Here is a 16,951-nt window from a genome sequence, read left to right as displayed (position 1 = left end):
GTCAGCGGGTCAGTTCGAGCCAGTTCTTCGGGCTGGCCGTGCGCTCGATCCTGGACTCCCGGGAAGTCGCGCCGGCGGCCTGCTGTTGCGCATCTAGGTCGGCCTGCGCCTGCATCCTGGCCGTCGCGGCGTTCTGCTGCGCGATCAGCAGGCCACGGATTTGTAGGAGCTGGTTTGCCTGGTTGGCGGCGAGCTGATTGGCGAAGCCGATGGCCTGCATCTGGCCGGTTGCACCCTGCGCTGCTGACTGGAGCCGTTCGAGCTGGCGAGCGTCAGCGGTCAGGTTGCGTTCCCGCGTCGGATCGCACTCACCAACCGAAACGTCGCCTGGGACTTGGCAGAAATCGAGGAATGGATCGAGGCGCGCAAGTCATCGGGCACGCAGGCCATGCGGCCCGGCTTCACCTCGCCGGTCGCAGCCACCGCTTTTTAGCCGCTAAAACGCCGCGCCCCTCAAGTGTCAATGACAGCCGAGGCCAAGGTCGCTGTTCTGGAGGCGCCGCCTACTTACGCCTTCGGCCGCTTGAGCGTCCATTCGTCGATCATGTCCGCCCAGTCCTGCAACATCGCCGTCCGCTGCTCGCGGTACTCGGCCTTGTTGTAGACGGCCCTGACGCCTCTCTGCTCGTGCGCCAGGCACTTCTCGATCCAGTCCGTGTTGTAGCCGGCCTCGTGCAACAACGTGCTGGCCGTGCGCCGCAAGTCATGCGGCCCGAACTTGGCGAGCGGCTTTCCCTCCTTCTGCGCCAGCCGATACGTCAGCGTCAGCACCTGGTTGAGCGTGGCGCTGCTCATGGGTAGGTCCGAGTCGTACCGCGACGGCAGCACGTAGTCCGATCCACCGGCGAAGGTTTTCAGGGCAATGAAGATGTCCAGCGCCTGGCGGGACAGAAACACCAAGTGCGGATTGCGCCGCTTCATCCGCTCCCTCGGGATCGTCCAAAGCGCGTCGCTGAAATTGATCTCGCTCCAGGTCGCGTTGGTCAGCTCGCTCTTGCGCACCATCGTCAACAACAGCAGCTTGGCCGCCGCCCGAATGGATGGCGCTGTGCCGATGCGCTCCATGTACTGGTACATCAGGCCGATCTCGTCGGGCGTCAGCGCACGGTCGCGCGGCTCGAATTTGGCGATGGACGTTGGGCGCACCAGCTCCGCCGGGTTCTCGACCCTCTGGCCACGCTCGATGGCCCAGCGATAGACCTGCATCACCACCTCGCGGACATGCACTGCCGTTGCCGGCGCGCCGCGCTCCACGATGGCATCGGTCAGTGCCCGCAAGTCCTCGTGGGTAATCTCCACCAGCTTCTGATTGCCGAATTTCGGCTTCAAGTCGCGCTCGTAGACTGAGCGGCGCATGTCGCGGGTGGAGTCGGCCATCTGGTAGCCGCGCAGCCACTTTTCCGCCCAGGCACCGAACGTCTCCGCGTCCTTGACGCGGGCCTTATCCCGCGCCTTCTCCTTGGCCGGTGACTTCCCGGCCGCGACCATCTTCTTGGCCTCGCCCAACCGCTCGCGGGCTTCCGCCAGGGTGATGCCGCCGACACCGTAGCGGCCGAAGGTGATGGTCTCCTGCCTACCGTGGATCGAGTAGTTGTAGCGGAACGAGATCGCTCCGGCGGCCGTGACGGCTACATAGAGGCCGTCACGGTCATTCACCTTGTAGAGCTTGTCCTTCGGCTTGAGGTTGCGCAGCTTGGTATCGGTCAGCATGGTCTTGGCAAGGCTCCTTTGTCCTATACCATGCTGGGAACACCCTTTTTCTTGGCGTGAAAATCAATCTAAATCAACAAGTTAGATGATTTCAGTACCATGAACCATCTTCCGATGGCTTCATGGTATCGCGCCCTCAACATGGCATCAGTCGCTCATCGTACCATCTGCCATGCCATAAAAAAACGGTGCTTCGCGATGCCATCAGTTGCCAGAACTTGCCAGACGCCAAGGAATAAAATTCATATCTGACAATGAGTTAGGTTTGCCTTGATGCCTCGTCTTGCCAACCCCTGCCAGACGCGGGATCATTCCCACTCAATCGTAGCCGGCGGCTTAGAGCTAACATCATAAGTCACGCGATTAATCCCGCGCACTTCATTAATAATCCTGCCACTCACCCGCTTCAACAAGCTATAAGGCAGCTCCGCCCAATCCGCCGTCATGAAGTCGCTGGTCTGCACCGCACGCAGCGCCACCACATAGTCGTAAGTGCGGCCATCGCCCATCACGCCCACGCTCTTGACCGGCAGGAATACGGTAAAGGCTTGCGATGTCAGGTCGTACCAGCTCTTGCCGCTGTTGGGCTCGACGGTGGAGCGCAGCTCCTCGATGAAGATCGCATCGGCGCGGCGCAGCAGGTCGGCGTATTCACGCTTGACCTCGCCCAGGATGCGCACACCCAGGCCGGGGCCGGGGAAGGGATGGCGATACACCATGTCGTGCGGCAGGCCCAGGGCCACGCCCAGCTCGCGCACTTCATCCTTGAATAGATCGCGCAGCGGCTCCAGCAGCTTCAGGCCCAGCTGTTCCGGCAGGCCGCCCACGTTGTGGTGGCTCTTGATGACCACCGCCTTCTTGCTCTTGGCACCACCGGATTCGATCACGTCCGGGTAGATCGTGCCCTGCGCCAGGAAGGTCGCACCCTTGTGGCCACCACCGCTGGCTTTCAGCTTCTCGGCCTCGGCCTTGAACACGTCCACGAACAGGCGGCCAATGATCTTGCGCTTCTGCTCGGGGTCGGTCACGCCAGCCAGTTCACCCAGGAACAGGTCGCTGGCATCCACGCGCACCACCTTGGCATGCAGCTTGCCCTCGAACATGTCCATTACCATGTCGCCTTCGTTCAGGCGCAACAGGCCGTGGTCCACAAACACGCAGGTCAGCTGGTCGCCAATGGCGCGGTGGATCAGCGCCGCCGCCACGGAGGAATCGACACCTCCGGACAAGCCCAGGATCACTTCCTCGTCACCGACCTGCTCGCGAATCGCCTGCACGGCTTCCTCGATATGGTCGCGCATGACCCAGCCCGGATTCGCCTGGCAGATATCCAGCACGAAGCGGTCCAGCATCGCCCTGCCCTGCACCGTGTGCGTGACTTCGGGGTGGAACTGTACGGCGTAGTAACCACGCTCCTCGTCGGCCATGCCGGCAATCGGGCAGCTCGGCGTGGAGGCCATCAGCTTGAAGCCGGCTGGCAGCTCGGCGACCTTGTCGCCGTGGCTCATCCAGACTTTCAGCATGCCATGGCCTTCCGGCGTGGTGAAATCGGCAATATCCTTCAGCAGGCGCGTGTGGCCGTGGGCGCGCACTTCGGCGTAACCAAACTCGCGCTGGTGGCCGCTTTCCACCTTGCCGCCCAGCTGCAGCGCCATGGTCTGCATGCCATAGCAGATGCCCAGCACCGGCACGCCCAGCTCGAACACGGCATCGGGCGCCTTGTCGGTCGTCTCTTCGTAGGCGCTGGCATGGCTGCCCGACAGGATCACGCCTTTCAGCTTGCCATCGGCAGCGAACTCGCGCACCCAGTCGCTGCTCACGTCACAGGGATGCACCTCGCAATACACATGCGCCTCGCGCACGCGTCGCGCGATCAGCTGGGTAACCTGGGAGCCGAAATCGAGAATGAGGATCTTGTCGTGTTGCATGGGGATGTCCCGTCAGAAAATGAAAAGGGCTGAGGCCACCCTCAAGGAGGTGTCTCAGCCCGAAGACCAGCCGTCAGGCCATCAGTCAGCGCGGTAGTTCGGCGCTTCCTTGGTGATCTGCACGTCGTGCACGTGCGATTCGCGGATGCCGGCTGCGGTAATTTCCACGAACTCGGCCTTCTCGCGCATCTCATCGATGGTGGCGCAGCCGCAGTAGCCCATGGAGGCACGCAGGCCACCGGCCATCTGGTAAATGATGCTCAGCACCGAGCCCTTGTAGGGCACGCGGCCTTCGATACCTTCCGGCACCAGCTTGTCGGTATTGGGGTTGCCGCTGCTGGCTTCCTGGAAGTAGCGGTCGGCGCTGCCCTGCTGCATGGCACCAATCGAGCCCATGCCGCGGTAGCTCTTGTAGCTACGGCCCTGGAACAGGATCACTTCGCCCGGTGCCTCTTCGGTACCGGCGAACATGCCGCCCATCATCACGGTGTTGGCACCGGCAGCAATCGCCTTTGCAATGTCGCCGCTGAAGCGGATACCGCCGTCAGCGATCAGCGGCACGCCCGTGCCACGCAGCGCAGTTGCCACGCTGTCAACCGCCATGATCTGCGGCACGCCCACGCCAGCGACGATACGGGTGGTACAGATGGAGCCCGGGCCGATACCGACCTTGACCGCGTCCGCACCAGCTTCGACCAGCGCCTTGGCAGCGGCACCGGTGGCGATGTTGCCGCCGATGACCTGGATATGCGGGTAATTCTGCTTGACCCAGCGCACGCGGTCGATCACGCCGGCGCTATGGCCGTGGGCCGTATCCACCACCACGGCATCCACGCCGGCAGCCGACAGCGCCTCGATGCGCTCTTCGGTGCCCGGGCCCACGCCCAGTGCCGCGCCGACCAGCAGGCGACCGTTGTCGTCACGCGCGGCATTCGGGAAAGTGGTCTGCTTGTTGATGTCCTTGACTAGGATCAGGCCCTTCAGTTCGAAGACGTCGTTCACCAGCAGCAGGCGCTCCAGCTTGTGCTCATGCAGCTTGGCCTTGGCATCGGCCAGGGAAATGCCCTCCGGGGCCGTGACCAGACGCTCGCGCGGGGTCATGATGTCCTTGACCTGCACGTCCAGACGGGTCTCGAAGCGGATGTCACGGTTGGTGACGATGCCGACCACCTTGCCGCCATCCAGCACCGGGAAGCCGGACACGCCCAGCTCTTCGGACAGCTGCTTGACTTCCAGCACGGTGGTGGTGGGGGTGATCACCACCGGATCGCGCAGGATGCCGCTTTCGTGGCGCTTGACCTTGGAGACATGTGCAGCCTGGTCCTGGGCCGTCATGTTCTTGTGGATGATGCCGATCCCGCCCTCTTGCGCCATGGCGATGGCCAGGCGGGCTTCGGTGACCGTATCCATGGCGGCCGACACGAGCGGGAGGTTCAGGTGAATGTTGCGGGTGAACTGGGTGCGCAGCGAGGTGTCCTTGGGCAGGACTTCGGAGTAGGCGGGCACCAGGAGAATGTCGTCGAACGTGAGAGCTTTGCCGAGCAGGCGCATGGGGGGTTCCTCCAAAAGCAGGATTCTAACGGTTTCGGCGATCCCCGTCAGCCGGCAGGCCCGGAAAACCCCGGTTCGTGTTGCAACGCACAAACAGGCGAGTGCGGAAAAGGCTCAGGGACGATTCAGTGTATGCCAGTAGACCGCACAGCCGGCGGGCATATTCGCGCCCTGGCAGTGCTCCTTCAGCAGCACCGGCGGCTGGTTGAACACATAGCCCTGCTCGGCCATGCAGGCGAACTGTTCCCCGATGGCTTTCTGGCCAATGGCAAAGCGGTCGACATAGCCACAGGATTGCAGCGCCTGCTCGACCTGGGCGCTGCTGGCGCCAGGCTTGCTCCAGGTAGCGGCGGCCTGGGGCGCAGGCGCATGGCCTGCGGTACCGGCACAGCCAGCCAGTACGGCAGCAATCAGGGCCAGGGCGGCGGGGGCGATGGAGAATCGGGCCATGAGGTGCTCCTGTGGGGTGAAACAGTGAATCAGTAACCGGGCTTGGCCCCGGCACGGCGGCGTGCAAACAGGCCGGCAGCGCCAGCGCCCTGCTTGGCAAAACGCTCGCGCCGTGCCACCTTGGGATCGACCAGCAGCGGGCGGCTGAGCTCGATGCGATCCTGCGCGCGCAGCGGCTGGTCCGGCGTGGCCTTTCGGCCCCAGATGCTGGCAACCAGGCAGTCATCCTGCGTCTGCAGCCAGGCCTGCACGGCGGGCTGATGCGCCATGGCGCTGGCTTGCACCGCTTGCAGCAGCGTCGTGCCTGCGGTCACCTGCAAGGCTTCCGACTGCACGGTACGCGGCGCTGGCGACCAGGCCAGCTCGATCGGGATCAGGGCGGAATCAGCCATAGACCTTGCGCGCGCGCTGGATGAAGGCATCGACAAAGCTGCCGGCAATCTTGTCAAACACCGGGCCGACCAGCATCGCCAAGGCGCGGCTGGAGAAACCATATTCCATGTCGAAGTGGATGCGGCAGGCGCGCTGGCTGCCATCGCCGACCTTGTCAAAGCGCCAGGTGCCCTTGAGCTGCGAGAACGGGCCGCGCACCAGGTCGAGCGTGATCTGCTCGTCCGGAATGTGGTGGTTGCGCGTGACAAAGCTCTGCTTGAAGCCGGCCAGCGCGATGCCGACTTCAGCCACCATGCCATCGGGCGTGCGCTCGAGCACACGGCCAAAATCGCACCAGGGCATGAATTCCGGATATTTTTCGACGTCAGACACCAGGTCGAACATTTCGGCCGGGCTATACCAGATGAGGACGGATTTGTGTACGTTTTTCATGGATTGCTGTTTTCGACCATTGTATGCATGGCGGAACTTTGCTCAAGGTCGTATGATCTGATACTTTTGACTGGCGCGCATGCGCCCTGCAAGTTTTCCCATCATTCCACATGGCCACCAAGAACAAGAAAGCCCTCCCTGCCCGCATCGCCGACAACAAGAAAGCCGCCTTCAACTACTTCTTCGAGGAGAAGTACGAGGCCGGCATGGTGCTGCAAGGCTGGGAAGTGAAGGCGATCCGCGAAGGCAAGGTGCAGCTGACCGACGGCTATGTGGTGATCCGCGAGGGTGAGCTGTTCCTGATCGGCTGCCAGATCAACCCGCTCAAGACCGCCTCCACCCACATCAGCGCCGATGCCGCCCGCATCAAGAAACTGCTGTTGCACAAGGACCAGATCCAGCGCCTGATCGGCAAGGTGGAGCAGAAAGGCTATACCCTGGTGCCGATCAACCTGCACTGGAAGGACGGCCGCGTGAAATGCGAAATCGCCTTGGCCAAGGGCAAGGCCGAGCATGACAAGCGCGACACCATCAGGGAGCGCGAGGGCAAGCGCGAGGTGGAGCGGGCGATGAAGAGTCGCCATCGCTGAGCGCCCTGCTCTGCCCTGCATGCGACAAGGCCAGGATGGTTACCATCCTGGCCTTGTGCTTTTTACGGCTTCGACAGCGGATCAGTCAATCTGCGGTAAGTCCCCCAGCGCACGCGCCAGCTCGTCCTCGTCACAGACATCATCCTTCAGCTCGCCCGCCAGGAAGCGCGTGTAAGCCGCCATGTCAAAGTGGCCGTGGCCGCTCAGGCAGAACAGGATGGCTTCGGCCTTGCCCTCGTGCTTGCAGCGCAGCGCTTCCTGCACCGCGCCCTGGATCGCATGGGTCGATTCCGGCGCCGGCACGATGCCCTCATGGCGCGCAAACAGCACGCCGGCGGCAAAGCAGTCGCCCTGGCCATAGGCCACGGCTTCCATCAGGCCCAATTCCTTGACATGGCTGACCAGCGGCGCCATGCCGTGGTAGCGCAGGCCACCGGCATGGAAGCCCGGCGGCGTGAAGCTGCTGCCCAGCGTGTGCATCTTGGTGATGGGCGTCATCTGCGCCGTGTCGCCAAAGTCGTAGGCATACTTGCCGCGCGTCAGCGACGGGCAGGCGCTCGGCTCGACACCGACGATACGCGGCATCGGGCGCTCGCCGCGCAGGCCGCTGCCCAGGAACGGGAAGGCAATGCCGGCAAAGTTGCTGCCGCCACCGGTACAGCTCAGCACCACGTCCGGCCAGCAGTCGGCCATTTCCATCTGCTGCATCGCTTCCAGGCCGATCACGCTCTGGTGCAGCAGCACATGGTTGAGCACCGAGCCCAGCGTGTACTTGGTATCGTCGTTCTGCGCGGCGATTTCCACCGCCTCGCTGATGGCGATGCCCAGGCTGCCCGGATGGTCCGGACGCTCGGCCAGCACCTTGCGGCCGTATTCGGTCTGCGTGCTAGGTGAAGCAATGCAGCGCGCACCATAGGTTTCCATCACGGCACGACGGTACGGCTTCTGGTCGTAGCTCACGCGCACCTGGTAGACCTCGACATCCAGGTCGAACAGCGAACCAGCATAGGCCAGCGAAGTGCCCCACTGCCCGGCACCCGTCTCGGTCGTCACGCGGCGCACGCCGGCCTGCTTGTTGTAGAAGGCCTGCGGAATCGCCGAGTTGGGCTTGTGACTGCCGGCCGGGCTGACGCCCTCGTACTTGTAGAAGATCTTGGCCGGCGTACCCAGCGCCTTTTCCAGCGCGCGGGCGCGAAACAGCGGCGCCGGACGCCACTGGCGCAGCACGTCGCGTACCGGCTCGGGGATCTCCACCTCGCGCTCGGTCGTCATTTCCTGTTCGATCAGCGCCATCGGGAACAGCGGCTCCAGATCGGCGGCCTGTACCGGTTGCTTTGTGCCCGGATGCAGCACCGGCGGCAGCGGCTGCGGCAGGTCGGCCTGGATGTTGTACCAGTGGCGTGGAATCTGCTCTTCGTCGAGCAGGTACTTGAGTTGCTTGCTCATGACCGGTACCTCTCGGAATTTACTTCAGGAACGCCAGCGGGTGCATGGACGCCGGCCAGGGGCTCTCGTAGAACGCGTCAACCATCTCGTCGGTCACGTCCTCGATGCGCGGCGGGTTCCACTGCGGGTTGTTGTCCTTGTCGATCACCAGCGCGCGCACGCCTTCAATGATCTCGCTGCCGACCATGGTACGGCCCATGTGCTGCGGGAAGAAGCAATGGCGCACCAGGTCGCGCTCCATGCGCAGGTCTTCTGCCACCGTCATGTGGCGGCCGCGGCGGATCTGCTCGAACACCACATGCAGCAGCAGCGGCGAACGCTTGCGCAGTGCGCCCGCGCACTTCTGCGCCCACTCGCTGCCGGTATCGGCTTCGAGTTGCTGCACGATGGCCTTGAAAGTCTCGGCACCAAAATATTTTTCGGCTTCGGCGCGCGAAGCGGCAAAGGCCTCGGTTTCGGCCGGCGTGGCGTCCATCTGCTGCTTCAGCCAGCTGCGTACGGCATCGCCATCGGCAAACTGCTGTTCACCCAGCGCCTGCCAGACCTCGGCCTGGCGGCTGCTGGCCAGGTAATGGTCACCCAGGCCAATCGCGATGCCGTCCGCGCCCAGGATGTGGTCGCCGGCCAGTGCCAGCCATTCGCCGCTATGGCCAGGGCAACGGCTCAGGAAGTAGCCACCGCCCACGTCCGGGAACAGGCCGATCAGCGTCTCGGGCATGGCCATGCGCGTGCGTTCGGTCAGGATACGGTCGGTCGCACCCTGGCTGATGCCCATGCCGCCACCCATGACGATGCCGTCCATGAAGGCGATATAGGGCTTGCCCAGGAAGTGCGTCAGGTGGTTGAGTGCATACTCTTCGGTGAAGAAGTCCTCGATCTCGGGGTTGCCGCGCTCGGCCTGGTCGTGGAAGAAACGGATATCACCGCCGGCGCAGAAGGCACCAAACACGCCCTCCTTGTTGCTGCCGCGGATCGCCACCGCCTGGATCGCCGGATCGGCCTGCCAGGTCTGCAGGATCTCGTACAGGCTGCGTACCATCGCCAGGCTCAGCGCGTTCAGCGCCTTGGAACGGTTCAGGGTAATGAAGCCGACGCCACCACGGACCTCGCTCAGGACATCGGGCGTGGCCCACTTCCAGTTTGCACTCATGCTGATTGTCTCCATCCTAGAATTTCATTGATTGCCAGCGCCAGCAGCACAACGCTACCACCGATGACCACATTGGGGCCCGGGACTTCTCCAGCACCCCACCAAGTCAGAAGTATGCCAAAAATAATCTCCAGCAAGGCCAGCAGCGACAGCTCGGGCGCACTCAATACGCGTGAAGCGATCACCGCCAGCGCACACGGAATCGCCAGCTGGAACAGTCCGAGCGCCGCCAGCCAGCCCATATCGGGCCAGGAGGCCTGGAATGGCCAGGCAAACGGCAGGCAGACCAGCGCCGACAGAAAACCGCCAATCGCCAGCGCCGGCACCATGTCTCGCGCCTGGATCGGCGGGGGTGCCAGCTCCAGCGCCGGATTCTGGAATTGCGCCACGCTATCGCCCGGCAACTCTGCGCTGACGGCCTCGGTGCGCTCGCTGATCGCCACCGCATGGGCGCGCTGCGACTGCTCCAGACGCAAGGCGGCCAGCCGCTTGCGTTCGCGGTGCATCAGCGTCCATTGCGCACAGCTGCACACCGGCACCAACAGCGCAATCAGCGAGCCGATCAGCTTGCGGTCGTAGCCCAGCGTCAGGTGGGCGGCATAGATGTAGACAATGCCGGCGGCAGCCACCAGTACCGTGATGCGGGTACGGCGAGGCAGTTGCTCTTTCAGGATGAAGTGGCTGACCAGGGCGGTAAACACCGGTCCGAGCGCCGACAGCACCAGCACATTGGCCACCGTGGTAAAGCTCAGCGCCATCATGAAGGCGGTGAACATGCCGGCCCAGCACAAGCCGGACAACCACAGCATCGGCTCATCCCAGGGAATGCGGCGCAGGCTGCCGGGGCCGCGTGTCAGCCGGAGGATCAGCAGAATGCAGCCCGCTGCCAGCAGGCTGCGCCAGAACGTCACCTCGACCCCGCTGGCATCCGTGATCTGGCGCGTCATGACACCGGCCGTGGCCCACAGCAGGGTTACCAGCAGCATGACGACAACGGCCCAGCCGTGGCTGAGCCGTGGTCGCAGGACGGCACGCAACAACATGCCGGTTTACCGCATCAGGCGGTTTCGCGGCTGGCGCGCTTGCGCTCGTGTTCCTTCAGGTGACGCTTGCGCAGGCGGATGCTCTTGGGCGTGATCTCGACCAGCTCGTCGTCCTCGATGAACTCCACGCCGTATTCCAGCGTCAGGTCGATCGGCGGCGTGATCTTGATCGCATCTTCCTTGCCGGACACGCGGAAGTTGGTCAGCTGCTTGGTACGCGTGGCGTTCACCACCAGGTCGTTGTCGCGGCTGTGGATACCGACAATCATGCCCTCGTACACCGGATCACCGGCCTTGACGAACATGCGGCCGCGGTCATCCAGCTTGCCCAGCGCGTAGGTGAAGATTTCGCCATCGTCCATGGAAATCAGCACGCCGTTCTTGCGGCCGCCGATTTCGCCCTTGAAAGGCTCGTAGCCGTCAAAGATGTTGCTGATCAGACCGGAACCACGCGTCAGGTTCAGGAATTCGTTGGTGAAACCGATCAGGCCACGCGCCGGAATGCGGTATTCCAGACGCACGCGGCCACGGCCGTCCGGCTCCATATTGACCAGTTCGCCCTTGCGCTCGCCCAGTGCCTGCATCACGCCGCCCTGGTGGCCTTCCTCGATATCGGCCGTCACCAGCTCGATCGGCTCGCACTTCTCGCCGTCGATCTCCTGGAACACCACGCGCGGCTTGGACACGGCCAGCTCGTAGCCTTCGCGGCGCATGTTTTCCAGCAGGATGGTCAGGTGCAGTTCACCACGACCGGAGACTTCGAACACGCCGTCCTCGCCGGTTTCCTTGACGCGCAGCGCCATGTTGCTCTGCAGTTCCTTCTGCAGGCGGTCCCAGATCTGGCGGCTGGTGACGAACTTGCCTTCGCGGCCAGCCAGCGGGCTGGTGTTGACGCTGAAGTTCATGGTCAGCGTCGGCTCGTCCACCTTCAGCATCTCGACCGGAGCCGGGTTGTCCGGATCGGTGATCGTCACGCCAATGCCGATGTCCTCGATGCCGTTGATCAGCACGATGTCGCCGGGACCGGCTTCCTTGACCTGCACGCGGTCCAGGCCCTGGAAAGTCAGCACCTGGTTGATGCGGCCCTTGTACTGCTTGCCGTCAGGACCTTCCATCACCAGCACGTCCTGCGCCGGACGCAGGCGGCCGGAGTTGATGCGACCCACGCCGATACGGCCGACGAAGGTGGAGTAGTCAATCGCCGAGACCTGCAGCTGCAGCGGTGCATCGGCATCGCCTTCGTGCGGCGTGACGTGGCTCAGGATGGTATCGAACAGCGGCGACATGTCCTTGCCCCACTGCTCGCCCGGCACGCCCTCTTCCAGCGAGGACCAGCCGTTGATGCCGGAAGCGTAGACTACCGGGAAGTCCAGCTGCTCGTCGGTAGCGCCCAGCTTGTCGAACAGGTCGAAGGCGGCGTTGATCACCTTGTCCGGATCGGCACCGGGCTTGTCCACCTTGTTCACCACCACGATCGGGCGCAGGCCCAGTGCCAGCGCCTTCTTGGTGACGAAACGGGTCTGCGGCATCGGGCCTTCCTGGGCATCGATCAGCAGCACCACGCCGTCCACCATGGACAGGGCGCGCTCGACTTCACCACCGAAGTCCGCGTGACCAGGGGTGTCGACGACGTTGATGTGGGTGCCCTTCCAGCTCACGGCACAGTTCTTGGCCAGGATGGTGATGCCACGCTCACGTTCGATGGCGTTGTTGTCCATCACGGAATCGACCACTTTTTCGTGCTCGGCAAAGGTACCGGAGTGGCGCAGCAGCTGGTCGACCATGGTGGTCTTGCCGTGGTCAACGTGGGCGATGATGGCGATATTGCGGATTTGTTGGCTCATGGGAATGCAATGGTGTAAAAAATCGTCTGTAAATGGTCAGCTGGCGGCATCACTTGCCTGGGCCAGCGTCTGCTGGATGTCCAGCGGGCTCAGCAGCCGCACCGGAATCAGGTGGCCGGCCTGTACATGGGCCGTGCCGAGCAGCACCCGGTCGGGTGGCTTGAACAGCGCCGGGCAATCCGGAGCCGGGCCATACACCGCCACCAGCGGCATGTCGGGCCAGGGGCCACGGCGACGCAAGCCAGTCAGGAAGCGTGCTGCATCTTCTGCGCCCAGCATGACAGGGCTGTGACCCTGCAGCAGGATATCTACCGGCTGCAGCAGTTGCAGCCGCTGTTCCGCCGGCATCGCCTCCAGTGCCTCGAGCGTGATGCACTGTGTCAGGTCGAACACGCCCGTCTGTACCCGGCGCAGGCCGATCAGGTGCGCGCCACAGCCGAGCGCGTTGCCGATGTCCTCGGCCAGCGTGCGGATGTAGCTGCCCTTGCTGACGCTGGCGTGGATACGTATCACGCTGCCAGCCGGATGCTGCTGCAGGATCTCGTCCGGCACCGGCAGGCGCTCCAGCCGCGACACCGTGATGCGGCGCACCGGGCGCTCTACCGTGATGCCGGCACGGGCGTATTCGTACAGCGGCTTGCCGTCCTTTTTCAGGGCGGAATACATGGGGGGCATCTGGTCCTGCTCACCCAGGAAACGCTGCAGCACGGCGGCTACCGCCGCATCGTCTGCCTGTACCTCGCGCTCGTCCAGCAGCTCGCCCTCGGTATCACCGGTGGTCGTGGTCTGGCCCAGGCGCAGCGTGGCCACGTAGGCCTTGTCGGCATCCAGATGCAGCTGGCTGAACTTGGTGGCAGCGCCAAAGCACAGCGGCAGCACACCGGTCGCCAGTGGATCCAGCGTACCGGTATGGCCGGCTTTTTCGGCGCGCAGCAGCCACTTGACCTTCTGCAAGGCCTGGTTGCTGGAGAGTCCTATGGGCTTGTCGAGCAGCACCACCCCGTGGACAGGGCGACGCTGCACCCTGTTCCGTGGAGCAGCCGTCATCTCAATCCTCGTTCTTGGAACGCGAAGACACGGCCTTGGCGATCAGCGCATTCATGTCCGCCGCACGTTCCTGGGTACGATCGTAGACGAAATGCAGCGTCGGCACGGTGTGGATGTGCAGTCGCTTGAACAGGCCGTTGCGCAGGTGGCCGGCAGCGTGGTTCAGGGCTTCCTCGGTCTGTTCCGGGTCGCCAGTGAGCACACTGAAGTAGACCTTGGCGTGGGCATAGTCGGGCGTGACTTCCACGCCCTGCAGGGTGACCATGCCGACACGCGGATCCTTCAGCTCGCGCTGGATCAGTTCCGCCAGATCACGCTGGATCTGGTCGGCCACCTTGTAGCTGCGGTTGGTAGGGGCTTTCTTCTGTGCCATGCGGGATTACAGGGTACGGGCCACTTCCTTGACTTCGAAGAATTCGAGCTGGTCGCCTTCCTTGATGTCGTTATAGTTCTTGAGCTTGATACCGCACTCGAAGCCTTCCTTGACCTCGCGCACATCGTCCTTCATGCGCTTCAGGGAGTCCAGCTCGCCGGTATAGATCACCACGTTGTCGCGCAGCAGGCGGAAGTTGGCGTTGCGCGTGACATAGCCGGAAGTGACCATACAGCCCGCCACGGTACCGATCTTGGACGCCACGAACACGGTGCGAATCTCGGCATGACCGATGATCTCTTCCTTCTTGTCCGGCGTCAGCATGCCGCCCATGGCTGCCTTCACGTCATCCACGGCGTCGTAAATGATGTTGTAGTAGTGGATGTCGATACCGTTGCCTTCGGCTGCCTTGCGCGCCTGGGCATCGGCACGCACGTTGAAGCCCATGACCACGGCGTTGGAGGCAATCGCCAGGTTGATGTCGGATTCGCTGATGCCACCGACACCGGCGTACACCACCTGCACCTTGACCTCGTCGGTCGACAGCTTGAGCAGCGATGCGGCCAGCGCTTCCTGCGAACCCTGCACGTCGGCCTTGATGATGATGGGCAGGTGCTTGACCTCGCCCGCCTCCATGTTGGCGAACATGTTTTCCAGCTTGGCCGCCTGTTGCTTGGCCAGCTTGGTATCGCGCAGCTTGCCGGAACGGTAGTTGGCGATTTCACGGGCACGACGCTCATCGGCCAGCACCATGAATTCGTCGCCAGCCTGCGGCACTTCGGTCAGGCCCTGGATTTCCACCGGGATGGACGGGCCAGCCGACTTGGTCGGCCTGCCGTTCTCGTCGACCATGGCACGCACGCGACCCCAGGTCTGGCCTGCCAGCACCACGTCGCCGGCCTTGATGGTACCGGACTGCACCAGCACCGTGGCCACCGGGCCGCGGCCCTTGTCCAGCTGGGCCTCGATCACCAGGCCCTTGGCCATGGCGTCCACCGGCGCCTTCAGCTCCAGTACTTCGGCCTGCAGCAGCACGTGCTCCAGCAGTTCGTCGATACCCATGCCGGTCTTGGAGGACACCGGCACGAACGGGGAATCGCCGCCGTACTCTTCCGGCACCACTTCCTCGTTCACCAGCTCGCCCTTGACGCGCTCGATGTTGGCTTCAGGCTTGTCGGCCTTGGTCAGCGCCACCACGATCGGCACACCGGCCGCTTTCGCGTGCTTGATAGCCTCGCGCGTCTGCGGCATCACGCCGTCGTCGGAGGCACAGACCAGGATCACGATGTCGGTGGCCTGGGCACCGCGTGCACGCATGGCGGTAAACGCCTCGTGGCCCGGAGTGTCCAGGAAGGTGACGATGCCACGCTCGGTTTCCACATGGTAGGCACCAATGTGCTGCGTGATGCCGCCGGCTTCGCCCACCGCCACCTTGGCGCGGCGGATGTAGTCCAGCAGCGAGGTCTTGCCGTGGTCCACGTGGCCCATCACGGTCACCACCGGGGCACGCGGCAGCAGTTCTGCGCTTTGTGCTTCCACTTCTTCCTGGGTGAAGGCTTCCGGATCGTCCAGGGCTGCTTGTACAGCAACGTGGCCCAGTTCTTCCACCAGAATCATGGCGGTGTCCTGGTCCAGCGACTGGTTGATGGTCACCATCTGGCCCAGCTTCATCAGGGCCTTGATCACCTCGGAGGCTTTGATCGCCATCTTGTGGGCCAGTTCGCCCACGGTGATGGTCTCAGGCACATGGATCTCGAGTTGCTTGAACTCGACCGGTGCCTGCGGCTGGCGGTCTTCCTGGTGGCCACGGCGATCGCCGCGACGGCCCTTGGGACCACTGCGCCAGTTGTTGCCACCGCGGCTGTTGGCCGTGGTGTCACCGCGCGTCTTGATTTCGCCGCGCTTCTTGTTCTCGCCGTCGCCAGCCCAGCTGGAGGACAGTTTGGCCGACTTGACTTCCTTGGTACCGGCCGTCTTGTCGGCACCTGCGGCGGCCGGCTTGGCGGCAGCCTTGTCGGCACCAGCGGCCGGCTTGTGCAGCGTGCCCTTGGTCGGCTTCGGCTCTTCCGGCTTCTTGGCCGTCAGCACCTTGGCCGGCGCGTTCATCATGGCACGGATGGCTTCCGCCTCGGCCAGGGCCTTGCGGCGGCGCTCTTCCAGATCGCGGGCACGGGCGGCTTCTTCATCGGCCTGGGCCTTGCGGGCAGCTTCAGCATCGGCCTTGGCTTTCGCCTTGGCGGCCTCGGCATCAATACGGGCCTGCTCCTCCGCCTGGGCGGCCTGCTCCTGCTCGCGTTCGCGCTGGACAGCAGCGTCACGCGCAGCAGCGGCACGCTCGACGCTCTCGGCGCGGGCCTGCTGGATTGCGGCGACTTCGGCTTCGGCGCGGGCACGGGCTTCGGCACGCGCCTTTTCCGGATCCTGCGCAGCCTCGGCCGCGGCAGCCTCGGCGGCAGCACGTGCTTCGGCTTCGGCACGGGCGCGCTCTTCCGCTTCGCGGCGGGCGCGTTCCTCAGCTTCACGCTGGCGTGCTTCTTCTTCCTCGCGCTGGCGGCGCTTCTCGGCCAGCTCTTCTTCCTGGCGACGCAGCAGTTCAGCCTGCTGCAGCGCCTCTTCTTCGCGGCGGCGCAGTTCCAGCTCGTCGGCAGACGGCTCGGTCGGCGTCACGCTGGCTTCAATGTCTTCACGCTTGATCAGGGTGCGCTTCTTGCGCACTTCGACCGGGATGGTACGGGCCTTGCCAGTGGCATCGGCCTGCTTGATCTCGCTGGTGGAACGGCGCGTGAGCACGATCTTCTTGCGCTCGCCGGTATTGCCGTGGCTGCTGCGCAGGAAATCCAGCAGCATGCGCTTGTCGGCTTCAGTCAGGGAGTCGCTGGCGCTGGACTTGTTCACGCCAGCGCTGTTGAGCTGGGACAGCAGAGCCTCGGGGCTCTTGTTCAGCTCGGCAGCAAAATCTGCAACAGTGGTGTTTGTCATTGTGTTCTTACCCCT

General features: G+C 63.8%; 14 protein-coding genes and 2 pseudogenes. 2 read left to right on the top strand and 14 right to left on the bottom strand.

Going from position 1 to position 16,951, the window contains the following annotated elements:
- Nucleotide 1: 1 nt before the first annotated feature.
- Nucleotides 2–295, bottom strand: a pseudogene (locus tag ACI3EV_RS05595) (conjugal transfer protein TrbJ); the annotation flags it as partial.
- Here ACI3EV_RS05595 and ACI3EV_RS05590 point away from each other — a divergent pair.
- Nucleotides 290–433 (top strand): annotated as a pseudogene (locus ACI3EV_RS05590) (helix-turn-helix transcriptional regulator); the annotation flags it as partial. The pseudogenes ACI3EV_RS05595 and ACI3EV_RS05590 sit on opposite strands and share 6 nt — an antisense overlap.
- A 74-nt stretch (nt 434–507) precedes the next feature.
- Here ACI3EV_RS05590 and ACI3EV_RS05585 read toward each other — a convergent pair.
- The 6 genes from ACI3EV_RS05585 to ACI3EV_RS05560 form a co-directional block, all read right to left on the bottom strand.
- Nucleotides 508–1,710, bottom strand: a complete 1,203-nt coding sequence (locus ACI3EV_RS05585; RefSeq protein ID WP_337691982.1) for a tyrosine-type recombinase/integrase — start codon at nt 1,708–1,710, stop codon at nt 508–510.
- 308 nt (nt 1,711–2,018) lie between these two features.
- Nucleotides 2,019–3,638, bottom strand: a complete 1,620-nt coding sequence (gene guaA, locus ACI3EV_RS05580) for a glutamine-hydrolyzing GMP synthase (protein ID WP_329770326.1) — start codon at nt 3,636–3,638, stop codon at nt 2,019–2,021.
- Between the two features lie 81 nt (nt 3,639–3,719).
- Nucleotides 3,720–5,189: an IMP dehydrogenase gene (gene guaB / locus ACI3EV_RS05575; RefSeq protein ID WP_337691983.1), complete on the bottom strand. Its 1,470-nt coding sequence runs from the start codon at nt 5,187–5,189 to the stop codon at nt 3,720–3,722.
- A 114-nt stretch (nt 5,190–5,303) separates the two neighbouring features.
- Nucleotides 5,304–5,639 (bottom strand): hypothetical protein, encoded by a 336-nt coding sequence (locus ACI3EV_RS05570; protein WP_329770324.1) that lies wholly within the window; start codon nt 5,637–5,639, stop codon nt 5,304–5,306.
- Between the two features lie 29 nt (nt 5,640–5,668).
- Complete coding sequence (locus ACI3EV_RS05565; RefSeq protein WP_329770323.1) at nt 5,669–6,031, bottom strand: RnfH family protein; 363 nt, start codon at nt 6,029–6,031, stop codon at nt 5,669–5,671.
- Complete coding sequence (locus ACI3EV_RS05560) at nt 6,024–6,464, bottom strand: type II toxin-antitoxin system RatA family toxin (RefSeq protein ID WP_329770322.1); 441 nt, start codon at nt 6,462–6,464, stop codon at nt 6,024–6,026. Before ACI3EV_RS05560 ends, ACI3EV_RS05565 begins: the two co-directional genes overlap by 8 nt.
- Nucleotides 6,465–6,574: 110 nt before the next feature.
- Between ACI3EV_RS05560 and smpB the strand changes: the two genes are divergently transcribed.
- Entirely contained in the window at nt 6,575–7,054 is a 480-nt protein-coding gene (smpB, locus tag ACI3EV_RS05555) for an SsrA-binding protein SmpB (RefSeq protein WP_329770321.1), read from the top strand.
- Nucleotides 7,055–7,135: 81 nt separating this feature from the next.
- Here smpB and ACI3EV_RS05550 read toward each other — a convergent pair whose 3' ends face one another.
- From ACI3EV_RS05550 to infB, 7 genes are all read right to left on the bottom strand, one after another.
- Nucleotides 7,136–8,500, bottom strand: a complete 1,365-nt coding sequence (locus tag ACI3EV_RS05550; protein ID WP_329770320.1) for a TrpB-like pyridoxal phosphate-dependent enzyme — start codon at nt 8,498–8,500, stop codon at nt 7,136–7,138.
- Between the two features lie 19 nt (nt 8,501–8,519).
- The gene (locus tag ACI3EV_RS05545) at nt 8,520–9,650 is read right to left on the bottom strand and encodes an enoyl-CoA hydratase/isomerase family protein (protein ID WP_337691984.1); all 1,131 of its coding nucleotides are present in this window, start codon (nt 9,648–9,650) and stop codon (nt 8,520–8,522) included.
- Nucleotides 9,647–10,636, bottom strand: coding sequence for a DMT family transporter (locus ACI3EV_RS05540; RefSeq protein ID WP_405198048.1), 990 nt, complete (start codon nt 10,634–10,636; stop codon nt 9,647–9,649). Before ACI3EV_RS05540 ends, ACI3EV_RS05545 begins: the two co-directional genes overlap by 4 nt.
- 71 nt (nt 10,637–10,707) lie before the next feature.
- A complete protein-coding gene (gene typA / locus ACI3EV_RS05535; RefSeq protein WP_337691986.1) occupies nt 10,708–12,537 on the bottom strand; it encodes a translational GTPase TypA in 1,830 nt (609 codons plus the stop codon).
- Nucleotides 12,538–12,573: 36 nt separating this feature from the next.
- On the bottom strand, nt 12,574–13,584 hold the full coding sequence (gene truB, locus ACI3EV_RS05530; RefSeq protein ID WP_329770316.1) for a tRNA pseudouridine(55) synthase TruB: 1,011 nt from the start codon (nt 13,582–13,584) through the stop codon (nt 12,574–12,576).
- A gap of 1 nt (nt 13,585) precedes the next feature.
- Entirely contained in the window at nt 13,586–13,957 is a 372-nt protein-coding gene (gene rbfA / locus ACI3EV_RS05525) for a 30S ribosome-binding factor RbfA (RefSeq protein WP_329770315.1), read from the bottom strand.
- 6 nt (nt 13,958–13,963) lie between these two features.
- Nucleotides 13,964–16,936: a translation initiation factor IF-2 gene (gene infB, locus ACI3EV_RS05520; RefSeq protein ID WP_329770314.1), complete on the bottom strand. Its 2,973-nt coding sequence runs from the start codon at nt 16,934–16,936 to the stop codon at nt 13,964–13,966.
- Between the last annotated feature and the right edge of the window lie 15 nt (nt 16,937–16,951).

The sequence above is a fragment of the Allobrachymonas wangyanguii genome (assembly GCF_045055315.1).
Lineage (GTDB): Bacteria > Pseudomonadota > Gammaproteobacteria > Burkholderiales > Burkholderiaceae_C > Brachymonas > Brachymonas wangyanguii.
This window is presented reverse-complemented; position numbering and strand designations above follow the sequence as displayed.

What these genes read in the sequence shown, in the direction of transcription:
- truB (WP_329770316.1), bottom strand. Translation starts at nt 13,584, where the DNA reads ATGACGGCTGCTCCACGGAACAGGGTGCAGCGTCGCCCTGTCCACGGG.
- ACI3EV_RS05585 (WP_337691982.1), bottom strand. Translation starts at nt 1,710, where the DNA reads ATGCTGACCGATACCAAGCTGCGCAACCTCAAGCCGAAGGACAAGCTC.
- ACI3EV_RS05545 (WP_337691984.1), bottom strand. Translation starts at nt 9,650, where the DNA reads ATGAGTGCAAACTGGAAGTGGGCCACGCCCGATGTCCTGAGCGAGGTC.
- typA (WP_337691986.1), bottom strand. Translation starts at nt 12,537, where the DNA reads ATGAGCCAACAAATCCGCAATATCGCCATCATCGCCCACGTTGACCAC.
- ACI3EV_RS05540 (WP_405198048.1), bottom strand. Translation starts at nt 10,636, where the DNA reads ATGCTGCTGGTAACCCTGCTGTGGGCCACGGCCGGTGTCATGACGCGC.
- rbfA (WP_329770315.1), bottom strand. Translation starts at nt 13,957, where the DNA reads ATGGCACAGAAGAAAGCCCCTACCAACCGCAGCTACAAGGTGGCCGAC.
- guaB (WP_337691983.1), bottom strand. Translation starts at nt 5,189, where the DNA reads ATGCGCCTGCTCGGCAAAGCTCTCACGTTCGACGACATTCTCCTGGTG.
- infB (WP_329770314.1), bottom strand. Translation starts at nt 16,936, where the DNA reads ATGACAAACACCACTGTTGCAGATTTTGCTGCCGAGCTGAACAAGAGC.
- ACI3EV_RS05550 (WP_329770320.1), bottom strand. Translation starts at nt 8,500, where the DNA reads ATGAGCAAGCAACTCAAGTACCTGCTCGACGAAGAGCAGATTCCACGC.
- ACI3EV_RS05560 (WP_329770322.1), bottom strand. Translation starts at nt 6,464, where the DNA reads ATGAAAAACGTACACAAATCCGTCCTCATCTGGTATAGCCCGGCCGAA.
- ACI3EV_RS05565 (WP_329770323.1), bottom strand. Translation starts at nt 6,031, where the DNA reads ATGGCTGATTCCGCCCTGATCCCGATCGAGCTGGCCTGGTCGCCAGCG.
- ACI3EV_RS05570 (WP_329770324.1), bottom strand. Translation starts at nt 5,639, where the DNA reads ATGGCCCGATTCTCCATCGCCCCCGCCGCCCTGGCCCTGATTGCTGCC.
- guaA (WP_329770326.1), bottom strand. Translation starts at nt 3,638, where the DNA reads ATGCAACACGACAAGATCCTCATTCTCGATTTCGGCTCCCAGGTTACC.
- smpB (WP_329770321.1), top strand. Translation starts at nt 6,575, where the DNA reads ATGGCCACCAAGAACAAGAAAGCCCTCCCTGCCCGCATCGCCGACAAC.